Genomic DNA, 21,862 nt, shown 5'->3' on the forward strand with positions numbered 1-21,862 from the left:
GAGGTCGACGCGCGGCGTGCTTATGCGGGGGCGGGATATCCCTCCCTCTTTGCCTACTGTGTGGAGGAGCTGCGCTTTTCCGAAGATGCCTCCTACAAGCGGATCCAGGCAGCTCGCGCGGCGCGCCTGTTTCCGGTCCTGTTCGAGGCTGTCGCCGACGGCCGGCTTCATCTGACGGCCGTCTGCATGCTCGCGCCTCACCTGAATCCGCAGAACTTGGATGAGCTCATCCGGGCCGCCACGCACCGGAAGAAGATCGACCTCGAAGCTTGGCTTACGGTGCGTTTCCCTGAGTTCAGTTCGGCAAAAGGCTCGGCATTGGTTTCATCGATCACTCCGGTAGCCGCTCGGTCAAGCGTCGCTGACGGAGGTCTCGAACTTGCGCTGGAGCAAGTTGCTTCACACCCTCGGGAGGGGCTCGATTCGCCGCGGGAAGAGGATGCCCCCGAGCAAGTCCGAGTCAGCTCGAAAAAGCTGCCGGTTGGGGATTGCGAACTTGCGCTGGAGCAAGTTGCAGACGTTCGAATCAGGCCAGAGTATTACCTTGTCCGGGTCACGATCGGACGGGCAACCCATGACAAGCTGCGCTATGCCCAGGCTTTGCTCAGCCATGCTGTTCCCTCCGGAGACGTGGCCCAGGTCCTCGACCGCGCCCTGGATGTTCTCATTGCGCGCCTGGAGAGGAAGAAGCTCGGCGCCGCTCGCCTGCCCAAGAGCTCCATTCAGGACACGGAGGTCCCCACCGATCCCGTCCGAGCCGGCACCGATACCCGCTACATCCCGACTCAGGTCCGGCGAGCTGCGTGGGAGCGCGACGCGGGGCGGTGCTCGTTCGTGGGCCTCGGAGGGCATCGCTGCGAGAGCCGTCGTTTTCTCGAGTTCGACCACGCGGAGCCGTTCGCGCGAGGCGGTGCGGCCACGGTGGAGGGCTTGCGGCTTCGTTGCCGCGCGCACAATCAATTCGCGGCCGAGCGGGACTTCGGTGCGGAGTTCATGCGCATAAAGCGAAATGAGGCTCGGGCCTCGCGCCGAAACGCCCCGGCCCAGCGCTTCGCAGCGGCTGAGAGAGAAGCGGATCAGCGGGAGGCGGCGCACAGAGAACAGGCAAAGGATCTTATGGCCGGACTGCGCGGGTTGGGGTGCCGGGCTGACGAGGCGCGCCGCGCGACGGAGTATGCCATGACGATCGAGGGAGCCACCTTCGAGGATCGTCTTCGTGCCGCACTGTCTTTTCGATCCCATCGGACTGCAACTCGATCGAAGTTCACAGAGGCCTGCCAGGTCCGCGAGCGTCGCGCGCGCTACGGCCCGCTCGCATGGGAGCGGCGAGGCTCCGATACACGCCCGTTCGAGCGGCCCGGCAGGCGGGGGTCATCGAACGTAACAGGATGGGCCTTGTGCCGCGAGCGTGCGCTCCGGTCTACAATGCCCGCATGCGAGCCACGAGCATCCTGAGCGCCATGCTTGGTGCCCTTCTCGCGGTCCAGGCGTACGCCATGCCCGAGCGGGCGGACCCAGCGGGGGTGTCGAAGCCCAAAGTGACGGTTCACCGTGGCGTCACCTGGTTCTATGGGCATCGATTCGAGGCGCCATTTACTCTCGAATATGTCGACGACGGTCTGGCGATCAACGGGTACTACCTCCCCCGGAAGGTCCGCCCACTCCCGCAACATCGGCCGACGCACGGCGACACGCTCCGGTCGCGGTTGCGCGCACGAACCCTCGAGATCCTGCGTGACGCCAAGAGGAACCACGTGTCTCCCGATCAGGCGTTCGCCCAAGTCGAGCAGGCGTATCGGTCCAGTCCACTCGTAAGGAGCGTCGAGCTTCGGGGGCACTCTTTGTTGCTCACGTACCAAGACACGCCGGGGCCCTATGAAGTCCTATTGGTCGACCCTGAGAAGATCGCTCTTCGCGACATGACTCCGGAAGAGCTGGCCGAAGGGCAGCGCGAATTCCAGTCCAAGACGTTGCATCGGCTCATGGATCACCTCGAATCGGGCTGCCTCATCGTATGGGCCGAGTTTCCGGCAAGCACTTGGCTTCCAAACGATCCTTCGCCCCGCGTCGACCTTCTGCTTCGACGCCTGCAGCACACGGACAAGCTCACCAAGGAAGAGAAGGGCTTCCTTCAGTCGTGGATCGCCGTGAAATTCGAAGATCTGAACCGCATGGTGAAACGGCCCCTGCGACTCATGGCCGTCTCCCTCCCATGACCGCCCCGCACCCGGAGGACTGATGGCCGACGCTCCCGGCGCTCCCAAGGATCCCGAACGTCGAGCCACGTTCATCCTGGCTCGCGGCGAGAAGTGGCTTCTGCCGCGTCTGGCCGCTTCGCTGCCGCGCTGGATGGTGCCCGACCATCTCACCGCGATCGGCATCTTCGGCTCCTCGCTGATCGCGCTGGGCTACATCCTCTCCACGCGGGACCGGCACTGGCTCTGGCTCTCCAACGCGGGGCTGATCGTGAACTGGTTCGGCGACAGCCTCGACGGGACGCTGGCTCGCGTTCGGAAGCACGAGCGCCCGCGGTACGGCTTCTACCTGGACCACCTCACCGACGCCTATTCCACGACGGCCGTCGGCTTGGGCCTCGGCTTTTCTCCCTACATGCTCCTCTCCGTCGGGCTCGCCATCGTGATCGCGTACCTCATCCTCTCGATCAACGTCTACCTGGAGACGCACGTCTTCGGCGTGTTCCGCTACGGCTATGGGGTCCTGGGACCCACGGAGGCTCGCGGGGTGCTGTTCCTGCTCAACGTGGTGGCCCTGGTCACGGGGCCGATCCCCTTCACCATCCATGGCATCCGGTTCACCGCCTTCGACGTGGCCGGAGCCGCCGCAGCGCTTTCGATGGGCGGTCTTCTGCTCCGCCGGGTCGTCCGGAACCTCGGTGAGCTCTCCCGTATGGAGCCGCCGCGGTCGTAGCTGCCCGCACGCCCCATGGCGCCACGGGTTCGCAGCCACCCGACGCAAGGGACCCTTGCGATCGTAAGCCACCTGTTTCTAGAGCCTTCCCGGGCTGGGGCATTTACCGCTCCGCCCGAATCCGGTTCCTGAATCCGGCGCCCTGCCATAGACTTATCGGATGGCCAAAACGGGTGAACCGACCGGTACGCGGGTCCTGCGAGCCCTTCAGAGGGCGGCCACGCGGCAGACGGTGCGGCGCGAGTTCGAGCGCCAGACCGGCCCCGCCGACCTGGAGCGGAGCGTCCGCGAGTACTGCGGCGACACGCGCATCGTCATCGCCTCGAACCGGGAGCCCTACCAGCACGTCCACGGGGCGAACGGGATCGAGGTGATCCGGAGCCCGGGCGGGCTGGCCTCGGCGCTCGATTCGGTGGCCCGGGCCACGAACGCGACCTGGGTGGCGCAGGCCACCGGCGATGCCGACCGGGAGACGGCCGACGACCAGGGCCGCGTGGCGATGCCCCCCGGCTCGAACCGCTACACGCTGCAGCGCGTCTGGATCGAGCCCGAGGCGCACGCCGACGGGTACAACCGCTTCGCGAACGGCTGCCTCTGGCCCCTCTGCCATGTCGTCTACGTGCGCCCGCATTTTCTATGGGACGAGTGGCGCGACTACCGCGAGGTGAACGAGCAGTTCGCCGACGCGATCGCGGCCAGCCTGGGGCCCGAGCCGGCGCTCGTGCTGTTGCAGGACTATCACCTGGCGCTCTGCGCCTCGCGGCTGCGCCAGAAGCGGCCCGACCTCTCGATCGTCCTCTTCTGGCACATCCCCTGGCCCAATCCCGAGGTGTTCCGCATCCTTCCCTGGAAGCTCGAGGTCCTGGAGGGGCTGCTCGCCTGCGACCTCCTCGGGTTCCACATTCCGCATCACGCGATGAACTTCGTGGACACCGTCGCCACCGAGATGGAGGCCCACATCGACCGGGAGCGCTCGGCGGTGCGGCGGCGCGGCCACCGCACGTTCGTGCGGTCGTACGCGATCGGTCCCGACGTGGCGGAGATCTCGATGGCGGCCGCCGACACGAACACCCGGCGCGAGGCCGAGCGGATCCGCGAGACCCTGGGGCTGGGCCGCGCCCGGGTGATCCTGGGCGTGGACCGGCTGGACTACACGAAAGGCGTCCCGGAGCGGCTGGACGCCTTCGGCCGCTTCCTCGAGCTCTATCCCGACCGGCGCGAGGACGTCGTCATGGTCCAGATCGGCGTGCCGACGCGCGTCAATCTGCCGGAGTACCAGGCGCTGATGGCGGACGTGGAGCAGCGCGTGGAGCGGCTCAACGCCACCTACGGGAGGGACGGACGAAACGTGGTGCACCTGATCACCCGGAACCTCGACTTCCGGGAGCTGATTCCCTATTACGTCCTGGCCGACGTGATGGCCGTGACCTCGCTGCACGACGGGATGAACCTGGTGGCGAAGGAATACGTCGCGGCCCGCCCCGGCGGCGACGGCGTGCTCATCCTGAGCCCCTTCACCGGCGCCTCGCGCGAGTTGGAGCACGCGATCCAGGTATCGCCCTATGACCGCGAGGGGCTGGCCATGGCCTTCCACCGCGCGCTCACGCTGAGTCCCACCGAGCGCGCCGACCGCATGCGCTCGCTGCGCGAGGTCGTGGCCGCGCAGAACGTCTACGACTGGGCGCGCAAGCTGATTCGCGACGTCCGCCGGCTCCATCTGCTCCCCGGGATGCGGCCGGCGGGGAGGCGATGACGACGACGCGGCGCCGCGCGGCGCGGCGCCTCCTGGCGGACGGAGCGTGGGAGGATGTGGAAGGTTCCTTCGCGCGCGCGGCGCGCGCCGGACGCCCGGTGCTCGTCGCGCTCGATTTCGACGGCACGCTCGCGCCCATCGTGAGCCGTCCCGATCGGGTGCGGGTGCCCGCAGCGACGCTGCGATCGCTCCGCAGCGCCTCGAAGCTCAAGTGGCTTCGGGTCGCGGCGCTCAGCGCGCGCCCCATGCGCGATCTGGCCCGCTACTTGCCGGTAACCGGAATTCTGCGCGTCGCGCAGTATGGCCTGGAAGGCGGTGACGCGCCGGATCCGAAGCGGCTCCGCGCGATCCGCGCCGGGGTCGATGCGCTGCGCGGGTGGATCGAGCCGTTCGCGGAGGCCGCGCCCGGAGTGTGGATCGAGGACAAGCGGCTGACGATCGCGGTCCACTATCGCGATGTCGCTCCCCGCCGCCGCGGCGCTCTGGTGCGCGCGCTTCGGGGCCTGGCCGCGCGAGCGCAACGGCTCGGGTTCCACGTGGAGCGCGGTCGGCGCGTGCTGGATTTCGTGCCGGCAGGGTACGATAAGGGACGGGCGCTCCGCATGCTGCGCCGCCGGGTGCGCCCGGCGGTCACGTTCTACTTCGGCGACACGGCCGGCGACGAGCCGGCGTTCGCCGCGCTCGGCCGGCGCGACTTTCCCGTTCGCGTCGGCACGGGGCCCACCGCGGCTCCGTATCGCGTTCGCGGACCCGAGGAGGTCGCGCGCTTCCTGCGCGCGCTCGTCTCGAAACGGAGGTGACACGATGAGCTGGGATTCGGTCATACCCCCCGATCTCGCCCTGCAGCTCCACGACACCGTCGTGTCGGTCGTCGGCGGCATCATCCTCGTGCTCGTCGCGGGCGCGATCGCGTTCCTCGGCTGGCTCGTCGCCACGCTCGTCGGCCGTGCGGCGCAGTGGATCCTCTCCCACACCGGGGTGGACGCCTCGACGCAGAGGCTCGCGCCCGGCGAGGGGCGGCGCGTCGAGCTCTACCCCAGCCGGCTCGTGGGGTACGCCCTCTTCTGGACCATCTTCCTGAGCGCTTGCATCGTCGCCCTTCGTGTCGTCGGGCTGGATCTCGCCCCGTCGATCGCGGCGCGGCTCCAGGACGTCGTGCCGCGCGTGCTGACGTCGGCCGTCGTGCTGATCCTGGGCATTCCGCTCGCGCTGGCGGGAAGCCGCATCCTGAACGCGCTGCTCGCGCCCTCCGGGTTGAAGCCGAACCGGATCCGCTCCCAGGCGGTGTCCGCGCTCCTCATCGGATTCGTGGTGCTCGTCGCGCTGGAGCAGCTGGGGCTGGCGGCTCAACTCGTGATCGCCATCGGGATCACCGTCGTCGCGGCCGCGGGACTAGCGCTCGCGCTGGCGTTCGGCCTCGGATGCCGCGACCTCGCGCGCGATCTCATCATCGAGTACCTGCGCGCCTCCGAGGAAGGACCGCACCCGGGCCGGCCATGACGCGGGAGGGGCAAGGACAGAGGACGGCCGCAACCGGAGGCCGCCCATGAGCGAGGACCGCTTCAGCTTCTGCTCGGTCGCCCATCTCGAGGCTCCCTCGGGCATCGTCGCGCTCAGCATGGAGGCGCTTCGAACCGGCATCGAGAGAGCGCCCGACGATTCCCTCTTTCAGCACGTCACCTGCGTCGCGATGCGCTATCCCCACGCGCGCGATCTGCCGAGCAACGACTTCGCGCGCTGGGTGGGCACGTCGCTGCAGGCCCCCGACGTCGCCGAGCGCCTGGCCTTCGCCGGGGCGGCCACGGCGCAGCCGATCGCGGAGCTTCGGGCCGCGCTCCTGTCGGTGCTCGACTCCGTGCCGCAGCCGGAGCGGCGCCGCGAGGCTCCTCCGGAGGCGGCCTTCCACTTCGTCGGCGTGCGATCGGTTCCCGTCCCGCTCGGCATCGAGGCCGCCGATCCGGTGCAGGCGATCGACCTCTGGCACCGCCTCGATTCGGCCGCGATCTTCTTCCACGTGATCGAAGCGACGGTGTTCGGCGACACGGCGAACTCCTTTCCCCACTGGCTGCGCCTGCACGACGCCGACGGGCTCGCCCTCCAGACCGAGCAGGCGGTCGCCGCGGGCCGGCCGATCGCCCGGCTCCGGAAGGACATGGGCGCGCGCTGGCGGCGGTCCCAGATCGGCCGCCGTCTCGCCGAGCGCGCGGGGGCGCCGGAGGAGGAGCGCCTGCGCGAGGCGCGCGCCGCCATGGCGCGGCTCGCCGGCCGTCTCCGTGGAAACGCCGGCAAGCGCCGGAACGAGCGCGGTCCCGAGGAGCGGCCATGAGCGCCATCCGCGATACCACCCACGACACCGCCCGCGATACCGCCCGGGTCCCCTACGAACACCCGCCCGCCGAGCACTGGCTCGCGCGCTACGAGCCGGTCGTGGGTGCGGGCACGCTGCGCGCGCTGGAGGCGCTGGCGCGAAAGCTCCGCGGCCATCGCATCGTGATGGTGAACACGACCAAGACCGGCGGCGGGGTCGCCGAGATCCTGCATCGCGTGGTCGTGATCCTGAACGAGCTGGGGGTGCCCACCTCCTGGGAGGTGATGGAGGGGGACGAGCGCTTCTTCGGCGTGACCAAGCGGATGCACAACGCGCTCCACGGGCACGTGGAGCCGCTCACCGAGCAGGACCGGGAGATCTACCACGAGCGGACGAAGCTCGAGGCCGACCGGCTCGCCCTGGACGGCGATCTCATCTTCATCCACGACCCGCAGCCGGCCGCGCTGATCGAGCACCGCCGCCAGCCCGGCCAGAAGTGGGTCTGGCGGTGCCATATCGACCTTTCCCGGCGCGATCCGGCGTACTGGGATTTCCTGCAGCCGTACGTCTCGCGCTACGACGCGTCGATCTTCTCGCACATCGCGTTCGTTCCGCCGATCACGATCCCGGCCTACCTCGTGCCGCCCTCGATCGATCCCTTCGCGACGAAGAACCGCGACCTGAGCGAGCACGAGATCGAGGGGGTGCTCGAGCGGCTCGACCTCTCCCCCGGCCCGGGCTGGATCACGCAGGTCTCGCGGTTCGACCGGATCAAGGACCCGGTCGGCGTCATCGACGCCTATCGCTTGGTGCGGGCGCGGCGGCCGAACGCGCGGCTCCTGCTGGCCGGAGGCGGCGCGAGCGACGACCCCGAGGGGGCGGAGGTCCTGGCCGAGGTGCGCACGCGCGCGTCGGCTGCCCCAGGCGTGACCGTGCTCGAGCTGCCTCCGGGGTCCGACCTGGAGATCAACGCCATTCAGCGGGCGTCGACCGTGGTGCTGCAGAAGTCGCTTCGCGAAGGATTCGCCCTGACCGTGAGCGAGGCCCTCTGGAAGCGGCGCGCGGTCGTGGCCAGCGCGGTCGGCGGGATCCCCCTGCAAGTGCTGCACGAGCAGACGGGGCTGCTGGTCCACTCCATCGAAGGGACCGCGTTCCAGTCGATTCGCCTGCTCGACAACCCCGAGCTCCGGCGCTCGCTCGGAGACGAGGGCCGCCAGCACGTGCGCGACAATTTCCTGCACACCCGCGAAGTCCGGGACTACCTGGCGGTGTTCGCGAGCTTGGTGTAGGTCGTTGAGGGGCTGCGGACGCCCGCTCCGGCGTTCAGGGGACGCGGGTCGCCTGCGCCCGGAGCCATTCCAGGCGCTCCTTCAGAATGGGCGCCCAGGGAGAATCGGGGGCGCGCCGCAGAAACGCGTCCCAGGCCCGGATCTCGTCGTCACGCGAACGCAGAAATCGCGCGCGGTACTGGTTCGCGTCCAGTTCGATTCGGGCGGCATCGTCCAGCACGTTCGTGTCGTAGAACACGCTCAGCTCCAGGGTGCCGATGAAGACCGGCTGCCCCGCACGCACCTCGAACGTGATCGCGCCGTCTTTGCCGTCGAGCCGGTACTCCTTTGAATTGCTGATCACCTGCCAGTCGCGAAAGTGCTCGATGACTTCGCGCGGCTGTTCCAGGGACCGGAGTACGTACGTCCCGGGTTCCAGATTGGGAAAGGTGATGACCCCCTCGAAGGGGGTTCCCCCCCGCGCCCTCGTTTCGCCCAGGCGATAGACGTCCGCCGACAGCGAGGCGCTCTGGGGCAGCTTCAATTCCCCAAGGGTCATCTTCCGGATCAGATCGTCGAACATGGGGCTGGCCTTGTAGTCGGCATTGAGAACGGTCCGGAGGACGGCAAGCCCACCGGATTCCGGCGTGCCCAGAGCGTGCCGTGTGAGGGCCTTGTTCGATGCGCAACCACAGGCAAGCGACAGCACGAGCGCGAAAACGGAGAGCCTGGTTGATCGCATCCCGCCTCCTGGACGGATGGGGGCCATTACCCCTGAGCGCGAAGGGGAACGCGGCCGATCTTACACCAATACGGTCTGACGAGAAGCCGAGCCGATCCCTTGCAGCGGGCAGGCAAGCTCCTTCGCATCGCCTGAATCGAGTCCGCGCGACCACGCCAGCGTGCGACTTCGATCCAGCTCGAGCGTGCCGTCCTCACGGATCCGCCCCACCTGATTGGCAGGAAGCTCCAGAGCGACCGTGCACTTGTTCAGCCGTCCATCCGCCCGAACCAGGAACGAGTTGGCGTGCGCCGCGTAGCAGACCGGATCGCCCGCGTTGGCCTGAGCCAGCCGAAGTCCCAGGCGCGCCGCCTCGTCCCTGAGGCGGGCCAGGATGGCGGCGGAGTCCGCTTCGGCCAGGACCGGCAGGGCGGCATCGCGGGGCCCGCCCAGGCGGGCGATGGCGCGGATGAAGACGTCGAACCGGTCGTCGCCCGAGAACTCCGGAGCCAGGATCCGGAGAAGCTCGGGGATGGAGTCGAGGTTGTCCCGGTCCACGTGCAGCCGGAGCGTGGCGCGAAAACGCTCCGGCCGCGCCTTGAGCGCGAGAAGGTTCTCCCAGATGCGATCGAACGTCGGAAGCCCGCCCGGGCGGACCCGCGTCCGGTCATGCCGCTCCCGGGGGCCGTCGAGCGAGATCTGGTAGACGCTCACGCCGAGCGCGAGCAGCCGGTCCGCCATGGACCGGGAGAGGAGATACCCGTTCGTCGTGATGTCGGAGTTCACGGCGAGACCGGGGTGCCCGCCCTCGAGCGAGCGGGCGTGCGCCAGGATCTCCTCGATGACCGACGGCGCGAGCAGCGGCTCCCCCCCGAACCAGGAGAGGGCCAGCGAGCTCAATCCCGGAGCCCGCCGCGTGAGGAGCCGTTTCACGCCGGTCACCACCTCCGGCTTCATCTGCTTCAGCGCGAACGATTCGTAGCAGTACACGCAGCGGAAGTTGCACGCTTCCGTCGGCATCAAGATGAGATGGAGCCGCCGCGAGGTCAGGCAGGCGACGGCGACCGGCGTCGCGATCACGGTTCGGGCGAGCAGGGGCACATCATGTTGGCCGGGGTTCCGGCGTCGGCATTCCCGCCGCCGGGCGGGACCGGTGCGTCCAACTTGGTGGCGACCATGCTCGCCTCCGCCGCTCCACCGGAGCCGCCCGGGATCGGGGGTTCAGGAGCGGCCTTCGGCCCCGCCGATTTCGGGTCGAGCACCGTCTTCGGCCACTCTCGCTCTCCTCCCGCCTCGCGAGCCGCCACCATCTGAGGCTGAGGATCGCGGTACATCTTGAGGCGGTTCTTCCAGGCCGCCATCGAGCTCTGAATCGCGTCGGCGAGCGCCTTGTTCGCCACGTAGAGGCATCCCTCCTCGTCGAAGTACAGGTCGTCCGTGCACCAGCCGCCGTCCGCCTTGGACTTGTTCTTGAAATTGTTCTTGGGATCCTTCTTGGGGGCCATACCCGCTCACCTCCAGTCGCCCGCGGCGACGAACCCGGCCCAGTAGAACGGGTGCGTGCCGAGACCCTGGGCCCTGCGGTCCCGGAGCACCGCGAGGTCCGCGTCGCGGATGGCCTCGGGAGTCGGCCGTCCGAGACGGAACCTCGATTCGTACAGATGGCGCATCCACTCGCGGGAGGAGCGATCCTCCACCTCCCAGAGACTCATGATGACGGCGCCCGCGCCCGCGGCTTCGAACGCGCGCCGCAGGCCGAGCACCCCTTCCCCCGCCTGCAGCTTTCCGAGACCGGTGTCGCAGGCGGAGAGGACGACCCACTCCGTGCTGGACAGATCCAGCGACACCACCTCCTGGGCCATGAGAATCCCGTCTTCCTGATCCGGCTTCGCCCTCAGGCGCAGGTTCGCTCCGGCCAGCGCGAGACCGGAAAGCAGAAGAGGACTTCCCACCCGCGCCTTCGCGGCCGCGGTCCGGGATGGAAGTCCCATCGCCACGCCCCCGATGCCGCGGACGCCCGTCCGGCCGGCGGCGCATCGCGAGGCGTCGAGGAAGAAGCCGTGCGTCGCCAGGTGGATCACGCGGCGACCGGGGGCAAGCGCCTTCAAGGCGGCTTCGCCGGCGCGGTCTCCCGTGAGCAGGGCCACGCGGGACGAATCTCCCCAGGCGGCCGCGATCTCACGAACTTCGCGCGCCGTCTCGGGCAGGGCGCGGAAGCGGGTGGTTCGGAACTCTTCGCACTCGGGCTTGGGACCGAGGGAGCGGGGCCCTCCACGCGGAACCGAATGGCGAGGCTGCTCCGAAGAGTCACGCTCCAGGGAGTCGCGAGGCGAGGCGACGCTTTCGGAGCCGTCGTCCTCGGGCGCGTTGAACGAGACCCCGCCGAGAGCGAGAAGTCCCGTCCCCTCGTCGCGCCGCGACCGACGGACCAGGTCGCGTTCGGCCGACACGTAATGGACCAGGGGGCCGGTCTCGACCCAGTAGGCAGCCCCCTCGGGCATGGCGGCGAAGTTGACGAGATGGATCGAGCCGTCCGGCACGACGAAGAGCCGCCTGGCGTCCCCGAGACGATCCTGGATCGGATCCCAGATCCGGCGCTTCAGGGCGAGCCCCGCGGCGCGGCACGCGGGTTCCAAGCGGCGGTCGATCGTCCCATCGGGGCCTCGATCGGAGCGTCCACAAGCCTGCACGAAGCGCAGAATGAGGCGGTCGATCTCGGTTGCGGCGCCCAAGGAAACGGCGGCCGGGGGCCGGCCTCGCCGCCCGACGAACGCGACGTAGGAACGATCGGGGCCTCTCCCATGGAGGGCGTAGGCCACGAGGTCCCAGCCTTCGGGAATGGCGTCGGCGACCTCTTTCCAGCCGACCTCCTCGCGCCGCATCGCCGCCCGAAATCCGGCGCTCCGCGCGGCGAGCACCCGCTCCGCGCGGTCCACGTCGTCCCGAGCCCGGTCGATGGCGGCGCGGTAGGGACCCGGATCCCGCTCACCGATCCCCCGGACGAGCAGATTCGCGTAGCGTCCTCGGGCGCCGTCCAACTCGCGCAGGGGCGCCGCGATGGAGCTGTCCCGGAGCCCCGCGATCACGGCGCCGTGGCGCGCGGCGATCTCATCGAGTACGACCGTGCGGGACCGTATCAGCGCGTCCCACGTCGCGCCGACCTGCTCCGGAGAACCCGCGGGAGCCATCGCGAGAAGGACGTCGAGCGGCAGCGAGCCGAGGCCGGCATAGGCGAGCGCTTGACGCTCCGACAGCCCGGCAGCCGTCGACCGCAGATGATCGGCCCGGGCGCGAGCGGCGGTGAGCGCGAGCGGGGCGGCGCGAGCACTGTCCCGTCCGGCGAGCAAGCATCGCGCGAGCTGTCCCTCCGTCTCCACCACGTCGGGGGAAGTCTCCCCGTAGAGGACCTGCTTGATCTTGAGGGAGCGCTCGTACAAGGCCTCGGCCTCGGCGCGATTTCCGTCGTGCTCGGCGATCCGGGCCAGGGAGTTCAGCGTCCAGGCGAGATCGAGGTGGCCGCCCTCTCCCCCGCGTTCCTGGATCCGTCGCGCCCGCGTGAGCAAGGCACGGGCTCGCGTGTACTGCTTGAGCTCGATCGAGAGGTCCCCCAGGTTCCGGAGCGCCCAGGCGAGGTCGGCCTGGTTCTTGTTCTCGGGGCGCTCCTGGATCCGGAGCGCCTCCTGGAAGCGTGCGCGCGCGCCGGGGAGGTCGCCGGAAGCCACCAGTACCTGGCCCAGATCGCCGAGGGTGGCAGCCACGTACGGATTGGAGGGACCCAGGCGGTCGCGCCGGATTCGAAGCGCCTCTTCCAGATAGGTAACCGCCAGATCGAGATCGCCGGTCTCGGATGCCAGCGCCCCCAGATTGTGCAGCGCCTCCGCGACGAGCGGGTGATCGGCGCCCAGCGTCTTCCGCCGCGACGAGAGCACTTGCTCCCACATGGAGGCCGGCGTGACGTAGTCGCCGAGCTCGTACTTGAGCGTGGCGAGCATGTTCAGCGCGCGCATCCGCTCCGGATCGCCCGCGGACAGGACCCTCTGCTGGATCGCGATGGCGCCCTCGACCAGAGTCTCGGCATCCCCAAGGCGGGCCTGATCCGCGTCGAGCTTCGCGAGGAACATCATGCTGCGGGCGACGTCGGGGTGGATCTCGCCCAGGACCTTTCGGCGGATCTCGAGCGCCTTCTCGAGCGGAGGGCGCGCCCGGGGGAGGTCCCCGTTCGTCAGGTGGAGCGCTCCGAGGTTGTGCAGGCTCGCGGCGTAGGGCGCGCTGTTCTTCCCGGCCAGCTTCTCCTTCAGGCGCACCGCTCGCTCGCAGATCCCCAGCGCGTCGGGCGCGCCGGAATGTCCCGCATTGCGCATGGCCTCCGCCAGCTGGTCCAGGACGTCCGCCACCGGCATCGATTCTCCTCCGTGGGCTCGCTCCGCGTCCGCGAGGAGCGCGCGCGCCCGGCGCTCCGCCTCTTCGTACCGCCCTTCTCGGATCAACCCGCGGACGTCGTCCAGCGTGACGGCGGCGCGGCAAAACGCGGCGTTCGAGAGAGAGAACGCGAGAAAGGCCCCAAAGAGCACACGCGTGAGGAGGGAACGGCGAGGATGAATGGCGGGCTCGGGACGACTTGGACCAAGGGCGCGCGGCACCAGGCCGCTCGGCACGGTTCGATTCACGGCTCCCCCTGCCTGGAATCGGTGGGCTGGCAGCGGCCGGAGGGCCGGGCGGGGCCAGCCAGATTGCGCCCCAGGGCATGAGGGAACTACGAGGGAGAGGAGAGTGTCAATGAAAGGCGCACGGGGGCTTGCGAACGCGTATGGAGGCTGGGGCGTGGCGGCGCCGCGCGCAGGGCCCCGCCGGAATGCGCACGGCGGCGCCGCGGCGAACGCCGGGCCCACGTCTCCCGGCGCACGGGAGCCCGCGGCGCCATCCATGCGCCGGCGACGTTGTCCCGGGCTCGGCTCTCGCCGCCCCGCGACAGCCTAACTCCCCAGTCGGCCCGCCGCCGGCAACCCCCCACGACGTGAGCCCGACCCGCGGGCGAACGGGCGCGCACCGGCCCGCGCCTTGCCCTGCCCCGGTCAGGCTCGCTTCTCAGCATGAAACGTCGGTTGCGGGTTCTTTCGCACAGAGAAACGCGTGATTCGCGAGATTTTCGTATCAGCTGCGTAGGTCTACGTGGCGGGAAGGCGCACGCGGGGATCGAGCTTACCCTGACCCGCTAGCTCCCAAAGAGGCGCGCGCTATGGTCGATCGAGTTGTACGCCCCGAGTCACCGTGCCTCGAGGCGCTCGAGCGTTCGTGGGTCGGGCGCGCCGCCGAAGAACTTGTCGAGGGCTTCCGTGAACACGGACGGCCTCTCCGCGACGCGCGCGAAGAGGGTAAGCGACGAGCGGAGCTTCATCGCGTCGACGCTTCCCAGGATTTCCTCCGCGGAGCTCGAGGCGAGCCCGTTCAGCGCGACGACGCATTCGCGCAGGCGCGTGCCGAGGATCGGATGTTCGAGATACGCGGCGGCCTCGGCCGGGGATCGAATCGCATAGCGCCGCGAGACCGGGCTCGTCCCCAGGCCGGCAAGCTGCGGGAAGACGAACCACATCCAGTGCGTCTCCTTCCGGCCGCGACGGAGCTCGGCCAGGGCGCTTTCATAGACGCTCTGCTGCGCCTCGACAAATCGGCGGAGGTCGAAGGGGTCCAGGGCCACGAGCAGGAGAATAAAAAACGGCCCCTCGAATGACGAGGGGCCGTTTCAAGCTACTCCCGGCGGCGACCTACTCTCCCACACAGTCTCCCGTGCAGTACCATCGGCGCTGGAGGGCTTAACTGCTCTGTTCGGAATGGGAAGAGGTGTTTCCCCTCCGCCATTGCCACCGGAATGTCCTTCGCGGCGTCACCGGGCGCCGCGCTACAACTCCGACAACTGAAACGGACGACGGGAAAAAGCTGAGGCCACCGGGCAACTTGAAGTCCGATCAAGCCTCACGGACGATTAGTACCGGTCGGCTGAACGCGTCGCCGCGCTTACACCTCCGGCCTATCAACCTCGTCATCTCCGAGGGTCCTTTAGCCAGCTTATGCTGGGGGATATCTAATCTTGGGGCGAGTTTCGCGCTTAGATGCTTTCAGCGCTTATCTCATCCGGACATAGCTACTCGGCCATACCGTTGGCACGATAACCGATACACTAGAGGTCCGTCCGACCCGGTCCTCTCGTACTAGGGCCAGCTCCCCTCAAATATCCTGCGCCCGCGATGGATAGGGACCGAACTGTCTCACGACGTTCTGAACCCAGCTCACGTACCGCTTTAATCGGCGAACAGCCGAACCCTTGGGACCTTCTCCAGCCCCAGGATGCGATGAGCCGACATCGAGGTGCCAAACCCCGCCGTCGATGTGAACTCTCGGGCGGGATCAGCCTGTTATCCCCGGCGTACCTTTTATCCGTTAAGCGATGGCCCTTCCACACAGAACCACCGGATCACTTTGGCCTGCTTTCGCACCTGCTCGACTTGTAGGTCTCGCAGTCAAGCTCCCTTATGCCAATGCACTCCACGCGCGATTACCAACCGCACTGAGGGAACCTTTGCACGCCTCCGTTACTCTTTGGGAGGCGACCGCCCCAGTCAAACTGCCCACCTGGCAATGTCCCTCGGCCGGATTCACGGCACGAGGTTAGAATCCCAATATCTCAAGGGTGGTATTTCAAGGTTGGCTCCACGGGAGCTAGCGCCCCCGCTTCAAAGCCTCCCACCTATCCTACACATGACATATCAAGACCCAATACCAGGCTACAGTAAAGGTGCACGGGGTCTTTCTGTCCAGTCGCGGGTAAGCGGCATCTTCACCGCTGCTACAGTTTCGCCGAGCTCTTGCAGGAGACAGCGGTCAAGTCGTTACACCATTCGTGCAGGTCGGAACTTACCCGACAAGGAATTTCGCTACCTTAGGACCGTTATAGTTACGGCCGCCGTTTACCGGGGCTTCAGTTTGCGGCTTCGCCTTGCGGCTGACCACGCCCTTTAACCTTCCGGCACCGGGCAGGTGTCAGTCCCTATACGTCGCCTCTTCGGCTTAGCAGAGACATGTGTTTTTGGTAAACAGTCGCTTGACCCCATTCACTGCGGCTCCGTTCGGCTCCAGGCGCGAGGCCCTTCACGTACTAGGAGTACCCCTTCTTCCGAAGTTACGGGGCTATTTTGCCGAGTTCCTTCTGCAAGACTCACTCGAGCACCTTAGGATCTTCACCCCACCTACCTGTGTCGGTTTGCGGTACGGACAGCCCGAAGACTCACGTAGAGGTGTTTCTCGGCAGCATGCTTAGGACCAGTTTATGTGCTTACGCACTCCCCATCACCTCTCGGAGTAATGACCCCGCGGATTTGCCTACGGGATCCTCCTACTGGCTTAGACCCACACTTCCGATCGTGGGCTGGTCTTTCACTCCTGCGTAACCCCTTGGTGTCTTGGTCGCCTACGGACTGGTACAGGAATGTTCGCCTGTTTTCCATCGCCTACGCCTTTCGGCCTCGGCTAAGGGTCCGACTAACCCTGAGCGGATTAACCTTCCTCAGGAAACCTTAGGTTTTCGGTGACCAGGTTTCTCGCCTGGTTTCTCGCTACTCGTTCCGGCATAATCACTTCTGGTTCGTCCAGTGTTCCTTACGGACCACCTTCATCCTACAACAGAACGCTCCCCTACCGCGTACGACGTCGAAACGCCGCACACCCGCAGCTTCGGTGGTGGACTTGAGTCCCGGACATTATCGGCGCAGGATTACTTGACCAGTGAGCAATTACGCACTCTTTAAATGATGGCTGCTTCTAAGCCAACATCCTGGTTGTCTCTGAGATCCCACATCCTTATACACTTAGCCCACACTTTGGGACCTTAGCTGGCGATCTGGGTTGTTCCCCTCTCGGTCGCGAAGCTTATCCCTCGCGCCCTTACTCCCGAGAAACATGTGAACGGTATTCAGAGTTTGAAAGGGTTTGGTAACCTGGTAGGGTCCCTAGCCCAATCAGTGCTTTACCCCCGCCACACTCTTACTCGAGGCTAGACCTAAATCCATTTCGGGGAGAACCAGCTATCACGGGGTTTGATTGGCCTTTCACCCCTAGCCACAGCTCATCCGATACCTTTTCAACGGTAACCGGTTCGGACCTCCACGAACTGTTAAACTCGCTTCATCCTGGCCATGGCTAGATCACTCCCGCTTCGGGTCTACCGCACGCGACTAGTCGCCCATTTCGGACTCGCTTTCGCTTCGGCTCCGCGTCTGAGACGCTTAACCTTGCCACGTACGAGTAACTCGCCGGATCATTATGCAAAAGGCACGCCGTCAGCCTAACCGGGAACCGAAGTCCCCGGGTCAGCCTCCGACCGCTTGTAAGCATATGGTTTCAGGTTCTATTTCACTCTCCGCCAGGAGTCCTTTTCACCTTTCCCTCACGGTACTGGTTCACTATCGGTCGTCAGAGAGTATTTAGCCTTGGAGGGTGGTCCCTCCGGATTCCCGCAGGATTTCACGTGTCCCGCGGTACTTGGGTGCGCGCTCGAGAGAGCCAGGAGATTTTCACCTACAGGACTTTCACCCTCTGTGGTCGTCCTTCCCAGAACGTTCGGTTAATCACCTGGTTTTTGACTCTCCGACCCAGCTGCCCTGGATCCGAGCACGTCCCGCGACACCGGCGGCGCAACGCTGGCAGGCTTTAACGCGCCGCTCGGTTTAGGCTGTTCCCCGTTCGCTCGCCGCTACTGAGGGAATCGCGGTTGCTTTCTCTTCCTGGGGGTACTGAGATGTTTCACTTCCCCCCGTTGGCTGCCCGAAACCTATGGATTCAGTCTCGGGCGGACAGGGTATGAACCCTGCCGGGTTTCCCCATTCGGGAATCTGCGGGTCTCTGGCTATTTGCGCCTCTCCGCAGCTTATCGCAGCTTATCACGCCCTTCATCGCCTTCTGACGCCAAGGCATCCACCATATGCTCTTAGTAGCTTGACCGAACATCAAGATGCTCGATGGTTGCTCAGCTTTATTACCCGTCGTCCATATTCAGTTGTCAAAGATCGCGTCTTCACGCGGCGAAACGTGCCGCCGCTAAAATTCACGTTCTTGTTATTCGATTCGAGGCGTGGCCGCCGGATTTGGCGGTGCAATCAAGATCCGCATGGTGGAGATAGCCGGGATCGAACCGGCAACCTCCGGCTTGCAAAGCCGGCGCTCTCCCAATTGAGCTATATCCCCAAGATCTGAACGAGATCTTCAGCCTTGGTGGGCCTAAGTGGACTTGAACCACTGACCTCGCGCTTATCAGGCGCGCGCTCTAACCACCTGAGCTATAGGCCCCCGGTCGGCGTATCGCCTGAAAGCGACATAGTGCACGCAGTGCGTGGAGACACCTGAAGACGACCTGGAGACCTGGACGGATCGATGCTCGTCGCGAACTCGGAGAGCTCGCGGCGTCGATGGCTCGATTCGCATCGCCGCCATGTGTCACCTAGAAAGGAGGTGATCCAGCCGCACCTTCCGGTACGGCTACCTTGTTACGACTTAGCCCCAATCACCGACCTTACCTTAGGCGGCTGCCCCCCTTGCGGGTTAGCACACCGACTTCGGGTACTGCCGACTTTCGTGGCTTGACGGGCGGTGTGTACAAGGCCCGGGAACGTATTCACCGCTGCCTGCTGATCAGCGATTACTAGCGATTCCGACTTCACGGAGTCGAGTTGCAGACTCCGATCCGAACTGAGGCCGGCTTTTTGGGATTGGCTCCACCTCGCGGTATTGCGACCCTTTGTACCGGCCATTGTAGCACGTGTGTAGCCCCAGACGTAAGAGCCATGAGGACTTGACGTCATCCCCACCTTCCTCCGGTTCACCACCGGCAGTCTCGCTAGAGTGCCCAACTGAATGATGGCAACTAACGACAAGGGTTGCGCTCGTTGCGGGACTTAACCCAACATCTCACGACACGAGCTGACGACAGCCATGCAGCATCTGTGCACAGGCCCCGAAGGGAAGGCGTCTTTCAACGCCGGTCCTGTGCATGTCAAGTCTGGGTAAGGTTCTTCGCGTTGCGTCGAATTAAACCACATGCTCCACCGCTTGTGCGGGCCCCCGTCAATTCCTTTGAGTTTCAACCTTGCGGCCGTACTCCCCAGGCGGGGCACTTAATGCGTTAGCTGCGGCACTGGAGGGGTCGATGCCTCCAACACCTAGTGCCCACCGTTTACGGCTAGGACTACCGGGGTATCTAATCCCGTTTGCTCCCCTAGCTTTCGCGCATCAGCGTCAGATACAGCCCAGAGACTCGCCTTCGCCACTGGTGTTCCTCCCGATATCTACGCATTTCACCGCTACACCGGGAATTCCAGTCTCCTCTGCTGTACTCAAGCCAGGCAGTATGAGGTGCAGGTTCCCGGTTGAGCCGGGAGATTTAACACCCCACTTATCTGGCCGCCTACGCGCCCTTTACGCCCAGTGATTCCGAACAACGTTTGCTCCCCCCGTATTACCGCGGCTGCTGGCACGGAGTTAGCCGGAGCTTCCTCTTGAGGTACCGTCAAGTCACCGCCCTATTCGAACGGTGACGTTTCTTCCCTCATGACAGGAGTTTACAACCCAAAGGCCTTCATCCTCCACGCGGCGTCGCTCGGTCAGGGTTTCCCCCATTGCCGAAGCCTCTCGACTGCTGCCTCCCGTAGGAGTCTGGGCCGTATCTCAGTCCCAGTGTGGCCGGTCATCCTCTCAGATCGGCTACCCATCGTCGCCTTGGTAGGCCGTTACCCCACCAACTAGCTAATGGGACGCAGGACCATCTTTGAGCGGTAGCTTGTAAACAGAGGCCACCTTTCACTACAGAGCCATGCGACCCCGTAGTCACATGCGGTATTAGCATCCCGTTAGGAATGTTATCCCCCACTCGAAGGCAGGTTTCCTACGCGTTACTCACCCGTTCGCCACTTTACTCGGGGTATTGCTACCCCTTTCGCGTTCGACTTGCATGCCTAATCCACGCCGCCAACGTTCGTTCTGAGCCAGGATCAAACTCTCCGCTGTGTTTTTCTTTCACACCATGCACGGTGTTCGCGAGCATCCGCGGCACCGTGGAATTAACAAGAGATCTCTCGGCGTTATTCGCCCGAGAAGGATCCTTCAGGGCTCCACGACACATGCGTGCACTATTCGTTTGTCAAAGAGCAGGCGCGCGACTTGCGCGAGTTTGGCTGTTTTAGGGCCGAACCGTGAAACTATCCATTCGAGTGCGGCCTGTCAATGCAAAAGTTTGCGATTCTCAAAGGTCCGGACCAGTCGGCCTTTCGCCTGCTGGAACCCATTGTTTTCAAGGGTTTGGACCGTGCAGTCGTCCGGCAGGACTGAAGTTAGAACCCTACCGGCCGCAAGAAGAGACGATAGCTGCACTATCTCTTCCTGTCAACCCCACTTGGACGCAAATCCGAGGAGCTCGATTCGAGCGCCGGAAGCGTGTGGACAAACTCCCAAACCACTCCGAAACAATGACTTAGAGCAGGGGGGCCCAAGAGGGCCGGATCAGGCCGCGACGACCTTGGCGAACTTCCGCCCCACCTTGATGACCAACTCTCCTGTTTCCGAGCCCTTACGAAGCTCGAACTCCCTGGCGATGTCGGTCACCCGCTCCCCACCAATATGGACTGCGCCCTGCCGAAAGAGATTCCCGGCAGCGCTGCCGGTGTACTGATTGGGGAAGGCCCGCATGACCAGGTCGCGGGCGCGAAAACGGCCCGATTCGACCGTAACGACGGGCATTTCCGAAGGTATCTCGCGGCGCGAAAACTGCTTCTCGAAATCCTCCCGGGCCCGGTCGGCCTCGTCCTGGCCGTGGTACTGGCGCACGAGCCCGTGAGCGAGAGCCTTTTTCCACACCATCGGATTGACCGACGGATCTTGAAGCGATTTCGCGACTTCGGCGCACTCCTCGGGGGAGGCGTCGGTGACCAGACGGAAATAACGCTCGATCATGGAGTCGGGGAGGCTCATCGCCTTGCCGAAAATCTCCTTCGGCGACTCGGAAACGCCGATGTAGTTACCGAGGCTCTTGCTCATGCGCCGGACGCCGTCCAGGCCCTCGAGCACGGGCAGCGTGAGGATCACCTGGGGCTCGACGCCGTAGGCCATCTGGATGTCGCGGCCGGTCAGAAGATTGAACTTCTGTTCGGTCGCTCCGATCTCCACATCGGCCCGTATCACCACCGAATCGTAGGCCTGCATCAGGGGGTAGAAGAGCTCGTGCACCCCGATCGGCTCGCCGGCCTTGAAGCGCTGGTCGAAATCGTCGCGCTCGAGAAGGCGGGCCACCGTGAACTGTGAGGTGAGATGAAGCACGTCGGTGAAGCGCATCGCGGAGAACCATTCCCCATTCCAGCGCACCTCGGTCTTCGATTTGTCGACGACCTTGAAGAACTGGTCCAGGTAGGTCTGCGCGTTCGCTTCGACCTCGGCCTCGGTGAGGCGCGGACGCGTCTTGTTGCGGCCGCTGGGATCGCCGACGAGCGCGGTGTAGGAGCCGACGATGAGGACCACCTGGTGGCCCAGCTCCTGGAACTGCCGGAGCTTTCGAAGCCCGATGGTGTGCCCCAGGTGGATGTCGGGCGCGGTGGGGTCGAACCCCTGCTTCACGCGGAGCGGCGTCTTCGTCGCGAGCGAGCGCTCGAGCTTCTTCACCAGCTCGGCCTCGGGAATCAGCTCCTCGACGCCCGAGCGGATGACCGCGAGCTGTCGCGCCGCCTCGGCGCTCAGAATCGGCTTGTCGTTCATGGACGGCGAACTCTAGCAACTTTGCACCGGGCGCGAAAGTCGCGCTTGACCCCCCGGCGCACGGAACCTAGCGTACGTTTCGTGCCCGCCACCGCACC

14 protein-coding genes, 2 tRNA genes and 3 rRNA genes are annotated in these 21,862 nt (G+C 65.7%); 8 read left to right on the plus strand and 11 right to left on the minus strand.

Annotated features, from left to right (window positions below; all coding sequences use genetic code 11):
- The 8 genes from VE326_00640 to VE326_00675 all read left to right on the plus strand — a co-directional run.
- Positions 1-1,455: hypothetical protein (locus VE326_00640; protein HYJ31707.1), on the plus strand; the 1,455-nt coding region annotated here is incomplete at its 5' end.
- Positions 1,434-2,216, plus strand: a complete 783-nt coding sequence (locus tag VE326_00645; protein ID HYJ31708.1) for a hypothetical protein — start codon at positions 1,434-1,436, stop codon at positions 2,214-2,216. The genes VE326_00640 and VE326_00645, both read left to right, overlap by 22 nt.
- A 22-nt stretch (positions 2,217-2,238) precedes the next feature.
- Complete coding sequence (locus VE326_00650; protein ID HYJ31709.1) at positions 2,239-2,928, plus strand: CDP-alcohol phosphatidyltransferase family protein; 690 nt, start codon at positions 2,239-2,241, stop codon at positions 2,926-2,928.
- A gap of 160 nt (positions 2,929-3,088) precedes the next feature.
- Complete coding sequence (locus VE326_00655) at positions 3,089-4,681, plus strand: trehalose-6-phosphate synthase (protein HYJ31710.1); 1,593 nt, start codon at positions 3,089-3,091, stop codon at positions 4,679-4,681.
- Positions 4,678-5,481, plus strand: a complete 804-nt coding sequence (otsB, locus tag VE326_00660; protein HYJ31711.1) for a trehalose-phosphatase — start codon at positions 4,678-4,680, stop codon at positions 5,479-5,481. The genes VE326_00655 and otsB overlap by 4 nt, the downstream gene beginning before the upstream one ends.
- A 4-nt stretch (positions 5,482-5,485) precedes the next feature.
- Complete coding sequence (locus VE326_00665) at positions 5,486-6,181, plus strand: hypothetical protein (protein HYJ31712.1); 696 nt, start codon at positions 5,486-5,488, stop codon at positions 6,179-6,181.
- 46 nt (positions 6,182-6,227) lie between these two features.
- Complete coding sequence (locus VE326_00670; GenBank protein ID HYJ31713.1) at positions 6,228-7,007, plus strand: DUF5752 family protein; 780 nt, start codon at positions 6,228-6,230, stop codon at positions 7,005-7,007.
- A complete protein-coding gene (locus tag VE326_00675; GenBank protein HYJ31714.1) occupies positions 7,004-8,278 on the plus strand; it encodes a glycosyltransferase in 1,275 nt (424 codons plus the stop codon). The genes VE326_00670 and VE326_00675 overlap by 4 nt, the downstream gene beginning before the upstream one ends.
- A gap of 34 nt (positions 8,279-8,312) precedes the next feature.
- On the opposite strand, the gene VE326_00680 is transcribed toward VE326_00675, so the two are convergent.
- The 11 genes from VE326_00680 to tyrS all read right to left on the minus strand — a co-directional run bounded on the left by VE326_00680 (position 8,313) and on the right by tyrS (position 21,764).
- Positions 8,313-8,999: a hypothetical protein gene (locus VE326_00680; GenBank protein ID HYJ31715.1), complete on the minus strand. Its 687-nt coding sequence runs from the start codon at positions 8,997-8,999 to the stop codon at positions 8,313-8,315.
- A gap of 60 nt (positions 9,000-9,059) precedes the next feature.
- Positions 9,060-10,079: a radical SAM protein gene (locus VE326_00685; protein HYJ31716.1), complete on the minus strand. Its 1,020-nt coding sequence runs from the start codon at positions 10,077-10,079 to the stop codon at positions 9,060-9,062.
- Positions 10,055-10,483, minus strand: coding sequence for a hypothetical protein (locus VE326_00690; protein HYJ31717.1), 429 nt, complete (start codon positions 10,481-10,483; stop codon positions 10,055-10,057). Before VE326_00690 ends, VE326_00685 begins: the two co-directional genes overlap by 25 nt.
- Positions 10,484-10,489: 6 nt before the next feature.
- The gene (locus VE326_00695) at positions 10,490-13,378 is read right to left on the minus strand and encodes a CHAT domain-containing tetratricopeptide repeat protein (protein ID HYJ31718.1); all 2,889 of its coding nucleotides are present in this window, start codon (positions 13,376-13,378) and stop codon (positions 10,490-10,492) included.
- 863 nt (positions 13,379-14,241) lie between these two features.
- The gene (locus VE326_00700) at positions 14,242-14,673 is read right to left on the minus strand and encodes a DUF1810 domain-containing protein (GenBank protein HYJ31719.1); all 432 of its coding nucleotides are present in this window, start codon (positions 14,671-14,673) and stop codon (positions 14,242-14,244) included.
- 54 nt (positions 14,674-14,727) lie between these two features.
- Positions 14,728-14,844: ribosomal RNA gene (gene rrf / locus VE326_00705) — 5S ribosomal RNA — on the minus strand.
- A gap of 93 nt (positions 14,845-14,937) precedes the next feature.
- A 23S ribosomal RNA gene (locus tag VE326_00710) occupies positions 14,938-17,969 on the minus strand.
- A 167-nt stretch (positions 17,970-18,136) separates the two neighbouring features.
- Positions 18,137-18,212: transfer RNA gene (locus tag VE326_00715), tRNA-Ala, on the minus strand.
- Positions 18,213-18,237: 25 nt separating this feature from the next.
- A tRNA-Ile gene (locus tag VE326_00720) sits at positions 18,238-18,314 on the minus strand.
- A gap of 155 nt (positions 18,315-18,469) precedes the next feature.
- Positions 18,470-20,027 (minus strand): 16S ribosomal RNA (locus tag VE326_00725).
- Together the 16S, 23S and 5S rRNA genes with 2 tRNA genes alongside form the textbook arrangement of a ribosomal RNA operon.
- A gap of 492 nt (positions 20,028-20,519) precedes the next feature.
- Positions 20,520-21,764, minus strand: a complete 1,245-nt coding sequence (gene tyrS / locus VE326_00730) for a tyrosine--tRNA ligase (protein ID HYJ31720.1) — start codon at positions 21,762-21,764, stop codon at positions 20,520-20,522.
- Positions 21,765-21,862: the final 98 nt, after the last annotated feature.

It is taken from the genome of Candidatus Binatia bacterium, assembly GCA_035631035.1.
Classification (GTDB): Bacteria; Eisenbacteria; RBG-16-71-46; order SZUA-252; family SZUA-252; genus DASQJL01.

Bases quoted from the DNA above. Each gene is read 5' to 3' on its own strand.
- VE326_00650 (HYJ31709.1), top strand. From the start codon at position 2,239: ATGGCCGACGCTCCCGGCGCTCCCAAGGATCCCGAACGTCGAGCCACG.
- otsB (HYJ31711.1), top strand. From the start codon at position 4,678: ATGACGACGACGCGGCGCCGCGCGGCGCGGCGCCTCCTGGCGGACGGA.
- VE326_00675 (HYJ31714.1), top strand. From the start codon at position 7,004: ATGAGCGCCATCCGCGATACCACCCACGACACCGCCCGCGATACCGCC.
- VE326_00680 (HYJ31715.1), bottom strand. From the start codon at position 8,999: ATGCGATCAACCAGGCTCTCCGTTTTCGCGCTCGTGCTGTCGCTTGCC.
- VE326_00645 (HYJ31708.1), top strand. From the start codon at position 1,434: ATGCGAGCCACGAGCATCCTGAGCGCCATGCTTGGTGCCCTTCTCGCG.
- VE326_00655 (HYJ31710.1), top strand. From the start codon at position 3,089: ATGGCCAAAACGGGTGAACCGACCGGTACGCGGGTCCTGCGAGCCCTT.
- VE326_00695 (HYJ31718.1), bottom strand. From the start codon at position 13,378: ATGCCGGTGGCGGACGTCCTGGACCAGCTGGCGGAGGCCATGCGCAAT.
- VE326_00665 (HYJ31712.1), top strand. From the start codon at position 5,486: ATGAGCTGGGATTCGGTCATACCCCCCGATCTCGCCCTGCAGCTCCAC.
- VE326_00690 (HYJ31717.1), bottom strand. From the start codon at position 10,483: ATGGCCCCCAAGAAGGATCCCAAGAACAATTTCAAGAACAAGTCCAAG.
- VE326_00670 (HYJ31713.1), top strand. From the start codon at position 6,228: ATGAGCGAGGACCGCTTCAGCTTCTGCTCGGTCGCCCATCTCGAGGCT.
- tyrS (HYJ31720.1), bottom strand. From the start codon at position 21,764: ATGAACGACAAGCCGATTCTGAGCGCCGAGGCGGCGCGACAGCTCGCG.